The following is a 16920-nucleotide window of genomic DNA, read 5'->3' on the forward strand; positions in this document are numbered from 1 at the left end:
GCGGGCGTTGGTCAGTAGTTCTCGCGTTTCTTCACCCAGGCGATGGCCGCGTACGTCAGTGGCATCATGATGACCTCGATCGTGGTCTTCCAGAGGAATCCGACGAGGGTGTAGTTGACGGTGTCGCTGACGGTGGTGATGCCGATGACGGGAGCGGCTATGAGGCAGAACAGCAGGGTGTCGCCGAACTCGCCGACGATGGTGGATCCGATGAGCCGGGCCCAGAGGGTTTTCTCGCCGGTGCGTCTCTTGATGGCGACGAGGACGTAGGAGTTGAGCAGTTGTCCGGCGAGGTAGCCGACGAGTGAGGCGATGACGATACGGGGCACCACTCCGAGGACGCTGGCGAACGAGTCCTGGCCGTCGTAGAAGTCGGCCACCGGGAGTGCAATGGCGACGGTGAACGCGGCGACGGCGAGCAGCATGACGGCGAAGCCGGTCCAGATGGCGCGCCGCGTGGCGCGGAATCCGTAGCACTCCGCCAAGACGTCGCCGATGATGTAGGCGAGGGGGAAGAGGAAGAAGGCACCGTCGGTGATGATCGGTCCGAGCGTCACCCCCTTGGTGGCGGTGATGTTCGAGATCACGAACACGGAGACGAACAGTGCCAGCAGTACCGGGTAGTAGGAGCGCTGGACGGGAATGAAACGGGCGTTGGCGGACGCTGCGGAGGTGTCGGCAGCGCCCTGCCCAGACGGGATTTCGGAGTGTGTGGTCATGGCGAACATCGTGCCACAGGAGCTACCGCTGGCACCCACCGGTGCATGACGCGCGGCACCGTTAGCATGGTCCCATGTCCGTTTCCCCCTCCGGCGCCGGCCGCTACGCGCCCTCACCCAGCGGCGACCTGCACTTCGGCAACCTGCGGACGGCGGTGCTCGCGTGGCTGTTCGCCCGGCGCTCGGGGAGGCGTTTCCTGCTGCGCGTGGAGGACATCGACACCCAGCGGTCATCGACCGAGTCCGCGGATCGCCAGATCGAGGACCTGCTCACGCTGGGACTCGACTTCGACGGTGAGGTGTGGAACCAGCAGGACCGGTACCCCGCCTACGAAGCCGCGGTGGAGGAACTGCGTGCCCGCGGGCTCGTCTACGAGTGCTACTGCTCGCGCCGGGAGATCCGGGAGGCGTCCGGTGCCCCGCACGTTCTCCCCGGCTGCTACCCGGGAACGTGTCGGGATCTCGACGATGTGACGCGGGATCGACGGCGGGCGGAGCTCGCCGCGGACAACCGTGTCCCGGCGCTCCGGCTCCGTGCGGAGGTCACGGAATGGACGGTGCGCGACCACTACGCCGGGGATTACACCGGTGAGGTCGATGATCTGGTGTTGCGCCGTGGGGGCCAGTGCCCGGACTGGGCGTACAACCTAGCGGTCACGGTCGACGACGCGGCGCAGGGGGTCGACCAGGTGGTACGTGGGCGGGACCTGCTTTCCTCCGCGCCGCGGCAGGCGTACCTGGCGCATCTGCTCGGGTACCCGGAGGTCGGCTACGTGCACGTTCCCCTGGTTCTCGGCCCGGAGCGGAAACGGCTGGCGAAGCGGGACGGGGCGGTGACGCTGCGGCAGATGCTCGAGCACGGGTCAATGGCCGGGGTCCGCAGCCGGATCGCCCGGTCGGTCGGAGTTGACGGGGTGTCGGACATGGGCGACCTCCTGGAGCGTTTCGATCCCGCTGCCCTACCGGGCGATGACGTGGTGTGGGTGGCACCGGATCAGCGGGGGAGATGAATCGTCGCCGGGGTCGCCCGTGCGGGGAACCTGCGGGTGCCGGTCTCGACGCCCAGTGTGCGCCGTGGCGGTGGGATTCGACTGCCGGGGACAGACGAAAAAGAGACACCGGGTGGGGTGTCTTTTTCTCAGTGCCCGAGGAAACGACGCCAGATCCGCTTCGCGATGCTCTGGTCGGGCTCGGGCTCGGGTTCCGGGTGGGGTATCAGCTCCGGGGGAGCGGTGCCCTCCGGTACCGCAGGGTGGTCCACGGTTTCGGAACGGGTGTCCGCCGGTGCCGGAAGGCCGGATGCCGTCTGTGTATCCGGGCTCTCAACCGTGGGTTCCGTCGCCGCCGCGGGCTCCGGGGCGGCGGTTTCGCACTCCGGAAGGTCGGCGGCCTCAGCCGCGAGGCCTGCGCGGATCCCCAGGGTGCTTCAAGCCACCTCGGCGATGCGGCGCTTCACGGAGGTTCGCAGCAGCGCGAGGTTGGAGGAGTGCCGGTCGACGGCCACGTAGATGAATGACTGGTCGTCGAGCATCCGGATGAGGTGCAGCTGGTCGTCGAGGGTGAGGAGCATGTCCTCGAGGCCGGTGTCGAGGCCGAGAGCCTTGATGGTCTTGTACTTCGCCTTGACCATCTCGCTGTTGTAGGCGGATGCGACGTCGAGATCGAAGTTCGCCATCTTGGAGGCGCTGGCGAGTGACATGCCGGTATCGAGGTCGACGACGGAGGCACCGATGAAGCCGTCCAGATCATTGGAGATGTTGGCGATGAGGTTGTTCAGGTCTTCCTGACGGGACATGGCGATCCTTTCAAAAGAGGATTGTTTATTCTGATAGTAGCGCGTCCGGGTATCAGTTCTCGTGGCGACCGTTGCCATGGCATATGCTGATCACCGAATGCTTGAAAAATCATAACTGCAGCTGTAACCTGTCCGCCATTTCAGGAGCCCCAGTGACCCATTCCCGCGAGAGATCCGGCATCCCGGAAAACGCGATACCGGAAGACGCGATCATCGGTTCACCGTCGGACTCGGAGGTCGTATTCATCGGTCCCCCCGGAGTCGGGAAGACCACCGCCGTCACCACATTGTCGAGCGCCGCGCCCGTGACCACCGAGGTTCTCATGGTCGATGGCGCGGCAGCGTTCGCGGGCACCTCCAAACTGACCACCACCGTCGGCATCGATTACGGGATCTGGGAGCGCGGTGACGGCACCCTCGTCGGGCTGTTCGGCACCGCCGGGCAGGACCGTTTCAGCCACAGTCGGGCACCCCTGCACAACCCCGATGCGGGGGTGGTCGTCTGGTTGTTCGGCGACCGGGGAGACCTCGATGATGACCTCGAGCACTGGATCGCGGCCGCCGGAGGGCCGACCGTCGCGGAGCGGATGATGGTCGCCCTGAACTTCACCGCACCCGGTGCCCTCGAACGGGCCCGCGCCTCGCTCGCCGGTCTGGGATACGATTCCATGCCGGTCGTCGAGGCCGATCCCCGGAATCCGGAGGACATGGTCCGGCTCGTCACCGCCGCCATTCGACTGACGGAGGAGCACTGATGGCTGAACACGATCGGGCCTCCGGCCCGCGGCACCGCCGGATCCGCGGCCGGGAACTCGGTGCCAATGAGATCGCCCGGGCGGCGCTGCCGTATCTCTCGACGATCCGTGAGGAGGTGAGTGGCGTACGTGCCATCGTCCTCGGCACCGGTGACGGCATCCACGTCTGCTCACTAGGTATGGGTGGCCCCGAGGACGCGGCACGACTCTCGGCCCTGAACTCCTCCATGTTCGGTGTCGCCGGAGCCCAGGTGCAGCTGATGGGGCACCCGGATTCCGCCGGCGGGGAGACCGTCGTCGCCGTCACCATGCCCGGGGAGATACTCATCGTGGTGAGCATTGTCTATGAGCCGGTGGGAAATCTGCTGCTCTGTGTGTCGGCGGAGGACACCCAGCTCGGGATGGCGATCCACCAGACCCGCCATGCCGCCGATGAGCTGGCCGCCTGGCTGTCCGAGGACTGACCGGCCGCCCACTATCCGGGGATCTACAGCATCTTCCCGTGGACGTCCCATCCTTCGGTGAGGACGAGGCCGAGTATGAACAGTGGCCATTCCGTGCGGTTGCGCAGCTTCCTGACGGTCGGTTCGTGGCGGCCGACGGAGGCGTCGCCTGTATCGGGGGAGATGGTCATGGTGTTCCTCTCGCCGACGGTCTCCTGCCGGAGGGGCGGCCACCACGTCGGTGGCAGGAGTTTGGGGTGTGCCGTTCAGGCGGGCCCGGGTTGGGGTGCGTCGCCGTGGCGGTCGCCGGTCGCGGGATGACCAGGGTGAGAAAAAGCCCGTGCCACAGGATGATTCCTGTGGCACGGGCTTCGCACTGCGGAGGATAGGGGATTTGAACCCCTGAGGGATTGCTCCCAACACGCGTTCCAGGCGTGCGACATAGGCCGCTAGTCGAATCCTCCAGACAGATCACGACAGGTTCCCCGTCATGTCTGCGGTGTACTATACCCAAAACCAGTGCGCCGAACAAAACCCGCTCCCGGCTTGGGGCTTCAGCTACTCGTGGGTTACCCTGTGGGAAGGACCCCGTGCGGCGTACATCTTGTGAACTCCCCCAGGGCAGGAATGCAGCAAGGGTCAGCGAGCTCTGACGGGTGCGCGGGGTCCCCTTAAACGTCGCGAAGCGCCGTATCCCTCCCGGGGTGCGGCGCTTCTTTTCGTCTCCGGTCGCCTTCCCGGCGGGTGCTCCAACCGTGGTGTACCCGGACACCGGCGGCTACAGTGGACCCCAAGACACCGCCGTCGGATGAGACGGAGCCCGGGGCCGGTGTCAGGAACGTTTCACATCCATTCACCGCGGAAGGTTGCACCCATGACGTTGCAGGATCTCGATGCGAAGGCTCTCGCTGACTTCACCGAGGAGGTCTCGGCGAAGTACGAGGAACTCAAGGCCCGGAACCTGAAGTTGGATCTGACCCGCGGTAAGCCGTCGGCGGAACAGCTCGACTTCTCCGAGGAGCTCCTCGGCCAGCCCGGTGCGGGAGAACACACCACCGCCGACGGCATCGACGTCCGCAACTACGGGGGACTCACCGGAATCACCGATATCCGCTCGATCTACTCTGAGCTCCTCGGAATCCCTGTCGACCGGATCTGGGCCGGTGACGCGTCCTCCCTGAACATCATGTACGACCTGATCCTCGCGTCCTACGTCTGGGGGAACAATGACTCGGAGGCCCCATGGAAGGACCTCGACAAGGTCCGCTGGATCTGCCCGGTCCCCGGCTACGACCGTCACTTCACCATCACCGAGCACCTCGGCTTCGAGATGGTCACCGTACCCATGACCGACGAGGGCCCCGACATGGACGCCGTTCGGGAACTGGTCAAGGACCCGTCGGTCAAGGGCATGTGGACCGTACCGGTCTTCGGCAACCCGACCGGCATCACCTTCTCCGGGAAGGTCTGCCGCGAACTCGCCGAGATGGAGACCGCGGCGAAGGACTTCCGCATCGTGTGGGACAACGCCTACGCGATCCACACCCTCACCGATGAATTCCCCGTCATCCACAATGTGCTCGAGCTCGCGGAGAAGGCCGGAAACCCGAACCGCTTCTGGTTCATGACGTCGACCTCCAAGATCACCTTCGCAGGCGCCGGCGTGGCCTTCTTCGCCTCATCGAAGGAGAACCTCGACTGGTACGGAACCCACGCCGGTGTGCGTGGTATCGGCCCGAACAAGGTCAACCAGCTCGCCCATGCCCGCTACTTCGGTGACGCCGACGGCGTCCGCGCACTCATGCGGAAACACGCCGCCTCACTGGCGCCGAAGTTCGCGACGGTCCTGGACATCCTCGAGTCCCGGCTCGGGGAGCACGGCGTCGCCACCTGGACGAAGCCCGAGGGCGGCTACTTCATCTCCCTCGACGTCGTTGACGGAACCGCATCTCGGGTGGTCCAGCTCGCGAAGGACGCCGGAATCGCACTGACCGGTGCCGGTTCCTCATTCCCGCTGCACAAGGACCCCGACAACCGGAACATCCGGCTCGCCCCCTCGCTGCCGCCGGTCGAGGAACTCGAGGTCGCGATGGACGGCGTCGCCACCTGCGTACTGTTGGCGGCGGCCGAGAAGTTCGCCGACTGAACCGACCCCTATACTCGTCTCACCGACATGTGACGGTGCGACGAGAAGGGGGAGGACCCGGTGGACCTCAGGGAGACGACCTACTGGATCAACGACCTCATTCCGGGGTCCCTCGAGGTGCACCGCATAGGTGACTTCCACATCGGTTCCGGTCTCCTCGATTCCGGCGAACGCCTAGCCACCACCCTCGACTTCGGGCGGGTGGACACCGGGCTGATCACCGACATGGACAGCATCGCCGAATCTGCGAACGATGATGTCCCGACGGAACCCGGGGATCTGGATGCCCGCCCCGTCGACGTCCGCAGCGAGGTGTTCGCCGTCGCAGCCGGTGGACACGACTGCCTCGACCGCGTCGTCGCCGCGACCGCCGCTTTTCTCCGGGATTCCGCGGGCCGGGTTCCCGCAGCACCGGGACAGCTGCTGCCGGGCGTCGGGGTGCTCGGTGGGCTCGTCGCGGAACAGGACATCACCGTGCGTCACGGGCTCCTCGTCGTCCCCTACGTGTGGGCGAAGGGCGTGCCCCGCATGATGGAGAAAGCCGGTGAGGTCAGTACCGACGGCGACCCGGCCACACAGCCGGCGAACGCACGGCTCACCGTCCTGCTGCAGCTCGTCCTGCTCACCGACGACGAATTCTCCTACGCCAGGACCTACGGCATTCCCGCCCTGCAGCAGGCCATGGTCGAGCAGGACGTCAACCTCCTCGATCTGGGGCGCTGAACTGAGTCATCCCTCCGCCGGTAGGCTGGGGGAGTGGCTCTCTATCGCAAGTACCGTCCCGCAACGTTCTCCGAGGTAATCGGCCAGGAGCACGTCACCGATCCGCTGAGCGTGGCGCTCGACTCCGGTCGAATCAACCACGCCTACCTCTTCTCCGGCCCGCGCGGCTGCGGAAAGACGTCCTCCGCGCGGATCATGGCCCGGTCGCTGAACTGCGCCGAGGGGCCGACCTCCACGCCGTGCGGCACCTGCAACTCATGCGTGTCCCTCGCGCCGGGCGGACCCGGCAACCTCGACGTCACGGAACTCGACGCCGCCAGCCACAACGGCGTCGACGACATGCGCGAGTTGCGCGACCGGGCGCTCTACGCGCCGGCGGAGTCCCGCTACCGGGTGTTCATCATCGACGAGGCGCACATGATCACCACCGCGGGTGCGAACGCCCTGCTGAAGATCGTGGAGGAACCCCCGGCGCACCTCGTGTTCATCTTCGCCACCACGGAGCCCGAGAAAGTCCTCGGCACCATCCGGTCCCGGACCCACCACTACCCGTTCCGGCTCCTCACCCCGCCCGCCATGCGCAGCCTGCTCGAACGCACCTGCGTCGCGGAGGGCGTCGAGGTCGAGGACGCCGTGTACCCGCTCGTCATCCGCGCCGGTGGCGGCTCCCCGCGCGACTCCCTGTCGGTGATGGACCAGCTGCTCGCCGGTGCCGGGCCCGACGGCCTCACCTACGACATGGCCGTGCCCCTGCTCGGTGTCACCGACTCCTCACTCATCGACGCGGCCGTCAACGCCCTCGCTGAAGGTGACCGGGCGACGATGTTCCGCACCGTCGCCGACGTGATTGAAGCCGGGCACGATCCCCGCCGATTCACCTCCGATCTTCTCGACCGGCTCCGCGATCTCATGGTTCTGCAGGCGGTGCCGGACGCCATCGACATGGGACTCGTCGACGTTCCCGCGGCACAGGTGCCGGTGATCACCGAGCAGGCGTCGGCGTTCGGGGGTTCGGCCCTGGCGCGCCTGGCGTCCCTGGCCAACGACGGGCTCGACGAGATGAGGGGGGCCACCGCCCCCCGGCTGCTCCTGGAGATCCTCTGCGCGCGCATGCTGCTTCCCGCCGGCACCGACAGCGTAGCCGGGGTCAGCCAGCGCCTCGATCTCGTCGAACAGGGACTCAACCAGCTCCCCGATGCGCCACCAGCCACCCGGGCGGCGGCGCTCGCCGCCACGAATCAGGAACAGAGCAGGCAGCAGTCCGAGGCCCCCGGATCCGCCGACGCGGAACCGCAGAGCCAGCCCCGGACACCGGTCAGCGAGGGTGCCCGCCGGGCGCGCGAAGCAGCCGAGAGGCTCGCCCGTCGCGGCTCCGGAGGACAGCGTCAGACCCCGCAACCGACCCCTCCGGCCGACGCCACGGCACAGGCTCCCGCCCCGGAGGCGGACCCCAAAAGGAAACCGGAGCCCCGGCACACCGACACCCCTGCCGCCGCCTCGCCGCAGTCCGAACCCGGCCCCGAGATGGATGCCGCGGACGGCGCGGAGCGGCGGGAAGGTCATCCCGATTCCGACCCCGTGGAGAAACAGTCCGGTCCGGCGGAACCGCAGCCTGAATCCGAATCCCGTCCCGGCCCGGCGCACGAGACACCGGCGCGCCAGTCGGAGCAGCGAACCGGATCAGACTCCGGACCCCGGGCGGAGTCACGGCGGACCGCACAGCCGGAGCGGGAGACGCTCTCCCCGCAAGCAGATATTCCCACGCCCGCAGCAGAGCACACCTCGTCCGGTGCCGCGGAAACGGGTGGCGCCGAACGGGACCCGGACATCTCGGACAGCACCCGGGCGAAGGACCCCGTGGAACTCGTGCGGCGCAACTGGGCGCAGCTCCGCGCGGCCATCGGCGCGAGCAACAAGGTCGCCGAGATCATGCTCACCGAGGCCAGGGTTCTCGGTGTCCGTGGTGAAACCCTCGTCATCGGTCACAACACCGGGGCGCTCGCTACACGGCTCAACGCCCCGAGCAACAACGGCGCGATCGTCGCAGCACTGAAGAACGAGCTCCAGCTCGATCTCGAGGTCGAGTGCGAGGTGGGGACCGCCCCTTTTGACCCGGAGTCCCGGGCCCCACGGGATACCTCTGTCCAGAAGCCACCACAATCCCGGTCCGATGCGGGGCCGGAACAGCAGACGCACCCGGAACCGGCACCGGAACCGCGGGAAACCCCGGAACCGGCACCGGAATCGCGGGAAACCCCGGAACCGGCACCGGAACCAGCTGCCGCGCCTCGACCATCCGATGGCGACCGGCCGAGGGACCGGTCACCCCGGACAGATCCCGATACCGGCGGCTGGGGAACACCCGCGCCGCTCGGTGGCCCGGAACCGGAAACCGACGTGGACACCGGCCGCGCGGGAGACCCGGAACCGAAACCGGCGGAACAGGTCCGCCGCCCCCAGGCGGATGCCGGAGAGCGGCCCTGGGAACAGGTGATCAACCGGGTCAGCCAACGCCGGGCGGAGCGCCCCGCACCGCGGGAGGGCACGCACAGCTTCAGCGGTGGAGTGCCGCTGCCACCCGAACCCTTCGACGATGATCCGCCGGTACCCGACGATCCCTACGGCTATCCGCAGGATGAGGGGATGCCGGAGTCCGGGGTCCAGGCACCGCGACAGTCGGCCCCGCCGCGGCAACCCGCCGCCCGTCCGACGGATACACCGATGCCCGGCTCCACCCCGCCCGGAAGTGGGACCGACGAGGAGGAAGAGGACATGCTCCGTGAGGCTGCCGCCGGACCCGGCACCCTCGACCGGCGGACCGCGAGGGACGTAGCGATGGATCTTCTCGCCGACGAGCTCGGCGCCCGCCAGCTCTAGAGCGGATCCGCGCCCGACGGGTAGACTGCGCACGGACGGTCGCCGGATCTCACCGGGGCCCGGGAAAGCGTGCGCAGCGCCGCACACCGACGAACACACCAGGAAGGTCAGCCAATGACTCAGCCCGACATGAACCAGATTCTCCAGCAGGCCCAGGAGATGCAGGCCAAGCTCGAAGCCGCCCAGCAGGAGATCCTCGCCTCCAGCGTCGTCGGTGAGGCCGGCAACGGCCTGGTGAAGGCCACCATGACCGGCAACGGCCAGGTCACCGCCGTCACGATCGACCCCAAGGTCGTCGACCCCGAGGACATTGAGACCCTCCAGGACCTGATCGTCGGCGCCTACGATGACGCCCACCGCAAGGTCGCGCAGATCGCCGAAGAGAAGATGGGCCCGCTGTCCCAGGGATTGGGTGGCGGCGACTTCGGTGGCCTGATGGGCTGACGGTCCACGCTTCACCCGACACCCACGCACCCCGCAGCAGTCGGGGGCGTGGGTGTCGTCGTTCGTCCGGACCCGGCCACGTGCCGGGGCCGCGTGCTTTGGCCGCCGCCTGTGACGGCCGTAGTCTGATCGGGGTGGCCGACCCGCAACCGGGCCTGCCCCTGCCCATGGCCTCCGAGTAGGAAAGAGACGCGCCGGTGTTTGAAGGACCGCTCCAGGACCTCATCGATGAGCTGTCCCGGCTCCCCGGGGTGGGACCGAAGTCGGCGCAGCGCATCGCTTTCCACCTGCTCACCGTCGACCCTGAGGACGTGACCCGACTGCAGAACGCCCTCGGCGCGGTTCGCGACGGGGTGGCGTTCTGTCGTATCTGCTGCAATATCTCCCGGGAGGCGGTGTGCCGGATCTGTGCGGACTCGGGCCGCGACCGCGGACTGATCTGCGTGGTGGAGGAACCGAAGGACATCCAGGTCATCGAGCGCACCGGTGAGTACAACGGGCGGTACCACGTGTTGGGGGGAGCACTGGACCCGTTGGCGAACGTCGGGCCGAAGAATCTGAACATCTCCCCACTGCTGCAGCGCATCGGCGGGGTGCTGCCCGATCGTGAACTGGCGGATTCGACCCCGGAGGAGCCGCAGTTCGACGACGCGCCGGAGATCACCGAGGTGATCCTCGCTACCGACCCGAACACCGAGGGTGAGGCGACGGCGTCGTACCTGGCGCGTCTGCTGCGGGACTTCCCGGGACTGACGGTCTCGCGACTGGCTTCGGGCATGCCGCTGGGCGGGGACCTGGAGTTCGTCGACGAACTGACGTTGTCCAGGGCACTCAGTGGCCGGTTGACGCTCTAGCGAAGACGTTCCGCGCGCAACCTGTCGACGATGTCGAGGTGCAGTGGGGCCAGGTCGATGAGCTCGATCCCGAGAGCCCGGGCGAGGATGAGGTCGGCGAGCTGCGGGTTCCTGGCTAACGCCGGACCGTGCATGTAGGTGGCGATGACGCTGCCCTGCACGGCGCCCTCCGCGCTGGTCTGCGCGTCGGGGTCCTCCGTACCCGCGGCACCCGCTGCGTCGCAGTTTCCCACACCCCGGGTGACGGTTCCCAGGGGGCTGGCGTCGGGCCCCAGGATGGTTGCGCCCATGTGGTTCTCGAAGCCGGTGAGCGGCTGATCGAGCGCCGCCGTGAAACCCGACCCGGTCGGGGTCGAAGAGACCTCGCCGATGGTGCGTTTCGCCAGCGAAGATGTCGTCGCGTCCAGGAGACCGACTCCGTCGACGGTGCGCCCCGCCGCCCGGAAGGACGTGCCCAGGACCTGCAGGCCCGCGCAGATGGCGAGGATCGGGCGTCCGGCGTCCGCCGCGCGGCGTAGGCCACCGTCACGGATGAGGTGCTCCGCCGCGAGGATCTGGGCGGTGTCCTCGCCGCCGCCGAGGCAGTACGCGTCTAGGCTCTCCGGAACAGGCGTGCCGAGGGAGATGGTGTGGATCTCCGCGTCGATGTCGCGCATGCGGGCACGTTGCCTGAGGACGAGGGCGTTGCCGTCGTCCCCGTAGGTGCCCAGAACCTCGGGGAGTATGAGACCGATGGTCAGCTGGGTCATTTCGGGTCCTCCGTGAGTCTGGTCAGGGCGCGGCGCAGGTCGCGGAAGGCGGTGTAGTTCGCCAGCACCTCGACCCTCCCCTCGGGGCAGGCGCGGATCGCGTCGACGGTGTTCTTGACCAGAGTGTGGTCGATGTCCGCGTAGGTGAGCCGGACCGCCAGATCGGTGCCGCGTTCACCGGCGGCGACGACGGAGAGTTCTCCGAAGTCCTCGAAGCGGACGTCCCAGATCCAGGAGAGGTCCTCGCCGTCGGCGACCTGGCCGTTGACGGCGATGACGAGGCCGTCCGCGGAGCGGTCGACCATGCTCAGTGCCTCCTGCCAGCCGGCGGGGTTCTTCGCCAGCAGCATGTGCACGTCGCGACCCTCGAACCGGATGGTGGAATAGCGCCCGGCGACATTGTCCACGGCCTCCACCGCGGGGAGTGCCTCCGCGACGGGGACACCGTAGCGTTCCGTGGCCGCGGCGATGGCCTGGGCGGCGTTGCCGCGGTTCGCCGTACCGGGGAGGGTGAGGTTAACCGGCAGGGTCTCACCGTCCGGACCCGTGAGGCCGTCACCGGTGATCGTCCACGTGGGTGTGGGGCGGCGGAACTCGCGGCCGTCGGCCAGCGGCTTGACCGCGTACCAGTCCTCGCCCTCGCGCACGATGTGTCCGCCGGTGCGCGGGCAGGAGACGGAGTCCCCGTGCCAGCCGTTTCCGGCGGCGACCCAGACGACGTTCGCTGCGTCGTAGGCCACGGAGGTCATCAGTACGTCATCACAGTTGGCGATGACGGTCATGTGCGGATTGTCGGTGACGCACTGACGCAGGGCCCGCTCGATGGAGTTGATCTCCCCGACCCGGTCCAGCTGGTCGCGGGTCAGGTTGAGCAGCACCAGACAGTCGGTGCGGAGTCTGCGCGTCACACCCGGCACGTGCAGCTCGTCGCACTCGAGGACGATGTGGCTCGCGTCGTGGCCGGAGAGCAGTGCCGAGATGATGCCGGCGTCCATGTTGTCGCCGCCCTCGTTGGTGACCACGTCGAACCGGGTCCGGAGCGCGGTGACGAGCATGCGGGTGGTGGTGGATTTGCCGTTGGTGCCGGTGATCAGGGCGACGGGGCGGCCTTTGCCGAGCCCCTCCATGATCGCGGGATCGATGGCGCCGGCGACGAGGCCGCCGATCATGCCGCCTGCACCGCGCCCGGTGGCCCGTGACGCCGCCGTCGCCGCCGTCGCCGCGAGGGTGGCGAGGTTGGTGCGCAACCGTTTCACGGGTGCTGGGAGGTTGAGTTTCATTCTGCCGAGTCTACCGCCCGGCTCACTTCACCCCCGAGTGCCCGGCACGATGTCCCCGGCGACGATCTCAAGGAACGCGGAGTCGCTGATCAGCGGTATGCCCTTTCGCGCGGCGTGCATCGCTTTACCGGAGAGTTCGACCGTCTGGTTGCACACGACGAGGCTCGTGGCCCGGGTCAGCTTCTCGGAGTAGTTGAGGTTCGCTCCGACCGCCGCGGCGATGATCTCGTCCGGGTCGGCCGCGATCTCAGGAGAGACGACGATCTCCATGCCCTCGGTCAGTGGCCTGCCGCGTTGCCAGGGGCCGGGGTTGGCGAAGCGACGTTCGGCGTCGGCGGCATCGACCCGTAGATGGCTGCGCTGCAGGCCGAAACGGTCGCCGTGCAGGTTGCCCGGGTCCAGGCGTGCGAAGGGACTGCCCTCGTCGAGGGCCGCAGGGCCACCGTAGGCGTCGAAGAAGAACTGTGCGATGAGACGGGTGTCGGTACGCGTGTGCTCGGATTCGCGGACATCCGCCCGTTCCACGGACGCCACCGGCGTCGGCGCATCCAGGCCGAGCGTGCGGGCGACACCCCGGATGCGGGTGTCATCGAGCCGGATGGACCGCCGGCGGGCCGTTGCGAGTGTGTCGATGATCGCCACGGGCTTCGGGACGTGACCGGGTCGCCGCTTGCGGCCGCGGGCCCGCCGCCCACGGTTGGTCCGGTTGGTGTTGCTCCGGATGGCGCGACGGGACTCGGACACGATGAAACCCCACACGCGGGGCGCATTGTGCACCAGGAGGGTGCGGCCGTCGATGAGCCTGGTCACCGAGCGCAGGATGTTGTCGAAACGCTGGCCGGCGTCTATCTCCGCGGGGCTGAGTCCGTGGAGATGGAGTGGTCCGGGGTCCGTACCCGGGTCCAGGACCGCGTGGTAGGTGTCGACCTCCTCCCCTGCGGATGTGTAGGTGACGAGATCGATGGCGACGAGACGTGCGGTGCTGGGATGGATGCCCGTGGACTGGATCGCGGCGACGACGTAGGGTGCGGCGGAGATCTCCGCCGCCCGATCGCGCTGGCGCTGCGCACGGTCCCGGTTGCCGCCGGAGCGTTCGTCCGAACTGTCTGGGGTCTCTGGCCTCGTCGTTGTCATTACCTCCATCTTAAGCTGATCGGTGGTGGGGTCGCGCGGGCGGCCGGGGTTCGTGGCTAATCTGGATACCATGACCCCGACGAGTCCCTCCCGCCGACCGGTACGCCGCATCGGTCGCAAAACCGGCCCGAAGCCGAGTTTCACGGTTGATGATGTCGTCGACGCCGCCCTGGAGATCGGTATCGCGCGCTTCACACTGGCTCAGGTGGCGAATCGGATCGGGGTGTCCACCTCCGCGGTGTACCGCCTGTTCGACAGCAGGGACGATCTCGTGCACGCCTGTCTCGCCCGCGGGGCGGCATCGATGGAGTGGCCGAACGGCAGCCCCGATTCCTGGCAGGAGGTTCTGCGCGAGTGGGCCGAGACCTCGTGGGAGGCGTGCGAGCGGTACCCGGGTCTCGATGAGGTGCTGTTCACCTTCCCCGGTGCGTTCCGGCACGTTCAGGGTGTGGCGCGCTCACTGATCAAATCCTTGTGTGGGTTCGGGTTCACCGAACCCCAGGCACTGTTCGCCCTGGACTTCATCGGGGACACCGTCATCTCCACGCATCTCAGTATCTCCACGCTCAGGAATCCGGGGGAGGACGGACGGACCGGGTTCGAACAGATGGTGGCACTCGAGCAGGAGGATGACGTGTTCAAGCCCCAGGAGTCGTGGATCGGTCGGGGGTTCCTGGATGCAAAGCTCGACTTCATCATCGCCGGTCTGGAGGAGCGACGCCCGGAGGTGTAGAAGTTCCGACACGACCTGTGGAATGGGCGACGCCCCGCTTCCGGCTGGTGGCCGGGGCGGGGCGTTTCGTGGCGTGTGGGTGGCGCCGTCGGGTTCTGCAGGGAGCGGTTACGCTCCGGTGAAGGCGGGGTTCTTCGCGTTCGCCCGGTTGACGGCCGAGGTGATGGCCTTCAGGGATGCGTACGTGATGGAGCCGGCGATGCCGACGCCCCAGACGCGGGTGCCGTTGACGTCGGCGTAGACGTAGGCGGCGGCCTCGGCGTCGTCACCGGCGGTGCGGGCGTGCTGGCTGTAGTCCTGCACCTCGACGTCGATACCCAGGGACTCGAGGGCGTTGGCGTACGCCGCGACGGGACCGTTGCCGTGCCCGGTGACGGTCTGCTCCTCACCGTTGTGGATGACGTGCGCGGTCACGGTCGCCTGGTCGTTCTCGGTCTCGGCGGCGTCGACGCGGACGGAGATCTGCTCCAGCGGGGCCTTCCTGTCCAGGTATTCACCGGCGAAGATGTCCCACATGTTCTTGGAGTTGACCTCGCCGCCCTCGGCGTCGGTGACGGCCTGCACTGTCGCGGAGAACTCGACCTGCATGGGGCGTGGCAGCGCGATGCCGTGATCGGTCTTCATGATGTAGGCGACACCGCCCTTGCCCGACTGGCTGTTGACGCGGATGACGGCTTCGTAGGTACGGCCGACGTCGCGGGGATCGATGGGCAGGTACGGAACCTCCCAGACGGATCCGCGCAGTTCCTCGGGAGAGACGTCGGTGTGCGTGGCACCCGCGCGGACACCGGCGGCCATCGCGTCCAGGCCCTTGTTGATGGCGTCCTGGTGAGAACCGGAGAACGCGGTGAACACCAGATCGCCGCCATAGGGGTGACGCTCGGGCACGCGGAGTTGGTTGCAGTACTCCACCGTGCGGCGAATCCGGTCGATGTCCGAGAAGTCGATCTGCGGGTCGACGCCCTGGGTGAACATGTTCAGGCCCAGGGTGACCAGGCAGACGTTGCCGGTGCGCTCACCGTTGCCGAACAGACAGCCCTCGATGCGGTCGGCGCCGGCCATGTACCCCAACTCGGCTGCTGCGACACCCGTACCCCGGTCGTTGTGGGGGTGCAGGGAGAGGATGACGGAATCGCGCTTAGCCAGGTTGCGGTGCATCCACTCGATGGAGTCGGCGTAGACGTTCGGGGTGATCATCTCCACTGTGGAGGGCAGGTTCAGGATCACCGGGTTCTCTGGGGCCCCCTCCAGGACATCGACGACGGCGTCGCACACCTCCTTGGCGTAGGCGACCTCGGTGCCGGAGAAGGACTCGGGGGAGTACTCCCACCGCCAGTTGGTGCCCGGGTAGTCGGCGGCCAGGGACTTGACCAGTTCCGCAGCATCCGTCGCCAGCTTCTTGATCTGCTCCTTATCCTTGCGGAACACCACGCGGCGCTGCAGCTTCGAGGTGGAGTTGTAGAAGTGCACGATGACGTTCTTCGCGCCCTCGCACGCCTCGAACGTGCGGCGGATCAGGTGCTCACGGGCCTGTACCAGTACCTGGATGGTCACGTCATCCGGGATGCGGTCGTTCTCGATGATGTCGCGGACGAAGTCGAAGTCCGTCTGGGAGGCGGAGGGGAAACCGACCTCGATCTCCTTGAAGCCCATCTCGACCAGCAGCTCGAACATGCGGCGCTTGCGTTCGGGGCTCATCGGGTCGATCAGGGCCTGGTTGCCGTCACGCAGATCCACCGCACACCACTGCGGTGCCCTGGTGATCCGCTGGTCCGGCCAGGTACGGTCCGGCAGGCTGATCGGTTCCACCTCCTCGTGGAACGGCTGGTAACGGTGGATCGGCATATCGGAGCCGCGCTGCATGTTCCACGGGGCCTGCCCCTCGGCGCGCGGGCCGGAGGGGGTGTTGATGTCAGCGGGCGCTGCGATGAATGCGTCGGAGGGTGCCATGTGAGTTCAGTCCTTTGCTGGGCCCTTGCGCAGGGCCGGTCGGGTGTGGGTGGAGAAGTCACGACCGGCGGCAGAGCTGTACTCCGCGACGGGGTGCCGGTCGTGTCAGACCTTGTTCCACCCGCCGCGGCGGCTAAGGAGAAGTGCTCGCTGCATGGGGACACGCTACCTCAGAACCGCGAATTTGGGAGGCTTATTCCACCATATGGACATCGGGGTCCTGCCGATGTCGGATACATTCACCGTCTGAATGCTCGTTTTCCCTTTTCCGGACCACTTTCCTGGATCTCGGTAGGGAATCTCCCGGCGGCAGCGCTC

Annotated in this window: 16 protein-coding genes, 1 tRNA gene and 1 other RNA gene; 10 read left to right on the forward strand and 8 right to left on the reverse strand. The window is 67.5% G+C overall.

Features of this window, described 5'->3' with window-relative positions; all coding sequences use genetic code 11:
• Positions 1-11: 11 nt before the first annotated feature.
• Positions 12-719 carry a queuosine precursor transporter gene (locus tag JDV75_RS08835; RefSeq protein ID WP_198738885.1) on the reverse strand — a complete coding sequence of 236 codons (708 nt, stop codon included), beginning with the start codon at positions 717-719 and terminating at the stop codon, positions 12-14.
• Between the two features lie 74 nt (positions 720-793).
• Here JDV75_RS08835 and gluQRS point away from each other — a divergent pair, with 74 nt between their 5' ends.
• Positions 794-1729 carry a tRNA glutamyl-Q(34) synthetase GluQRS gene (gluQRS, locus tag JDV75_RS08840; RefSeq protein WP_198738886.1) on the forward strand — a complete coding sequence of 312 codons (936 nt, stop codon included), beginning with the start codon at positions 794-796 and terminating at the stop codon, positions 1727-1729.
• 416 nt (positions 1730-2145) lie between these two features.
• On the opposite strand, the gene JDV75_RS08845 is transcribed toward gluQRS, so the two are convergent.
• Positions 2146-2514 (reverse strand): roadblock/LC7 domain-containing protein, encoded by a 369-nt coding sequence (locus tag JDV75_RS08845; protein ID WP_198738887.1) that lies wholly within the window; start codon positions 2512-2514, stop codon positions 2146-2148.
• A gap of 152 nt (positions 2515-2666) precedes the next feature.
• Here JDV75_RS08845 and JDV75_RS08850 point away from each other — a divergent pair, with 152 nt between their 5' ends.
• Complete coding sequence (locus JDV75_RS08850; RefSeq protein WP_198738888.1) at positions 2667-3269, forward strand: hypothetical protein; 603 nt, start codon at positions 2667-2669, stop codon at positions 3267-3269.
• The gene (locus tag JDV75_RS08855; RefSeq protein WP_198738889.1) at positions 3269-3733 is read left to right on the forward strand and encodes a roadblock/LC7 domain-containing protein; all 465 of its coding nucleotides are present in this window, start codon (positions 3269-3271) and stop codon (positions 3731-3733) included. Before JDV75_RS08850 ends, JDV75_RS08855 begins: the two co-directional genes overlap by 1 nt.
• A gap of 23 nt (positions 3734-3756) precedes the next feature.
• Here JDV75_RS08855 and JDV75_RS08860 read toward each other — a convergent pair whose 3' ends face one another.
• Complete coding sequence (locus JDV75_RS08860; RefSeq protein WP_198738890.1) at positions 3757-3903, reverse strand: hypothetical protein; 147 nt, start codon at positions 3901-3903, stop codon at positions 3757-3759.
• A gap of 188 nt (positions 3904-4091) precedes the next feature.
• Positions 4092-4176, reverse strand: a tRNA-Ser gene (locus JDV75_RS08865).
• Between the two features lie 115 nt (positions 4177-4291).
• Between JDV75_RS08865 and ffs the strand changes: the two genes are divergently transcribed.
• The 6 genes from ffs (at position 4292) to JDV75_RS08895 (ending at position 10756) form a co-directional block, all read left to right on the forward strand.
• Positions 4292-4388: signal recognition particle sRNA small type (gene ffs / locus JDV75_RS08870), an RNA gene on the forward strand.
• 198 nt (positions 4389-4586) lie between these two features.
• Positions 4587-5858, forward strand: a complete 1272-nt coding sequence (locus JDV75_RS08875; protein ID WP_198738891.1) for an aspartate aminotransferase type Ic — start codon at positions 4587-4589, stop codon at positions 5856-5858.
• Between the two features lie 60 nt (positions 5859-5918).
• The gene (locus JDV75_RS08880) at positions 5919-6581 is read left to right on the forward strand and encodes a suppressor of fused domain protein (RefSeq protein ID WP_198738892.1); all 663 of its coding nucleotides are present in this window, start codon (positions 5919-5921) and stop codon (positions 6579-6581) included.
• Positions 6582-6614: 33 nt separating this feature from the next.
• The gene (locus JDV75_RS08885) at positions 6615-9458 is read left to right on the forward strand and encodes a DNA polymerase III subunit gamma and tau (RefSeq protein ID WP_198738893.1); all 2844 of its coding nucleotides are present in this window, start codon (positions 6615-6617) and stop codon (positions 9456-9458) included.
• Positions 9459-9572: 114 nt separating this feature from the next.
• Positions 9573-9902, forward strand: coding sequence for a YbaB/EbfC family nucleoid-associated protein (locus JDV75_RS08890; protein WP_198738894.1), 330 nt, complete (start codon positions 9573-9575; stop codon positions 9900-9902).
• Between the two features lie 197 nt (positions 9903-10099).
• Positions 10100-10756 carry a toprim domain-containing protein gene (locus JDV75_RS08895; RefSeq protein WP_198738895.1) on the forward strand — a complete coding sequence of 219 codons (657 nt, stop codon included), beginning with the start codon at positions 10100-10102 and terminating at the stop codon, positions 10754-10756.
• Here the strand turns inward: JDV75_RS08895 and JDV75_RS08900 are convergent.
• The 3 genes from JDV75_RS08900 to JDV75_RS08910 are packed head-to-tail and all read right to left on the reverse strand — an operon-like array spanning position 10753 to position 13928.
• Entirely contained in the window at positions 10753-11505 is a 753-nt protein-coding gene (locus tag JDV75_RS08900; RefSeq protein WP_198738896.1) for a type 1 glutamine amidotransferase, read from the reverse strand. The two genes, JDV75_RS08895 and JDV75_RS08900, sit on opposite strands and share 4 nt — an antisense overlap.
• Complete coding sequence (locus tag JDV75_RS08905) at positions 11502-12785, reverse strand: MurT ligase domain-containing protein (protein ID WP_198738897.1); 1284 nt, start codon at positions 12783-12785, stop codon at positions 11502-11504. Before JDV75_RS08905 ends, JDV75_RS08900 begins: the two co-directional genes overlap by 4 nt.
• A 27-nt stretch (positions 12786-12812) precedes the next feature.
• Complete coding sequence (locus JDV75_RS08910; RefSeq protein WP_418884394.1) at positions 12813-13928, reverse strand: DNA polymerase III subunit epsilon; 1116 nt, start codon at positions 13926-13928, stop codon at positions 12813-12815.
• Between the two features lie 61 nt (positions 13929-13989).
• On the opposite strand from JDV75_RS08910, the gene JDV75_RS08915 reads away from it, so the two are divergent.
• On the forward strand, positions 13990-14652 hold the full coding sequence (locus JDV75_RS08915; RefSeq protein WP_198738899.1) for a TetR/AcrR family transcriptional regulator: 663 nt from the start codon (positions 13990-13992) through the stop codon (positions 14650-14652).
• Between the two features lie 108 nt (positions 14653-14760).
• On the opposite strand, the gene leuA is transcribed toward JDV75_RS08915, so the two are convergent.
• The gene (gene leuA / locus JDV75_RS08920) at positions 14761-16602 is read right to left on the reverse strand and encodes a 2-isopropylmalate synthase (protein WP_198738900.1); all 1842 of its coding nucleotides are present in this window, start codon (positions 16600-16602) and stop codon (positions 14761-14763) included.
• Between the last annotated feature and the right edge of the window lie 318 nt (positions 16603-16920).

Origin of the sequence: Corynebacterium meridianum, from assembly GCF_016342265.1 — a bacterium.
Classification (GTDB): domain Bacteria; phylum Actinomycetota; class Actinomycetes; order Mycobacteriales; family Mycobacteriaceae; genus Corynebacterium; species Corynebacterium meridianum.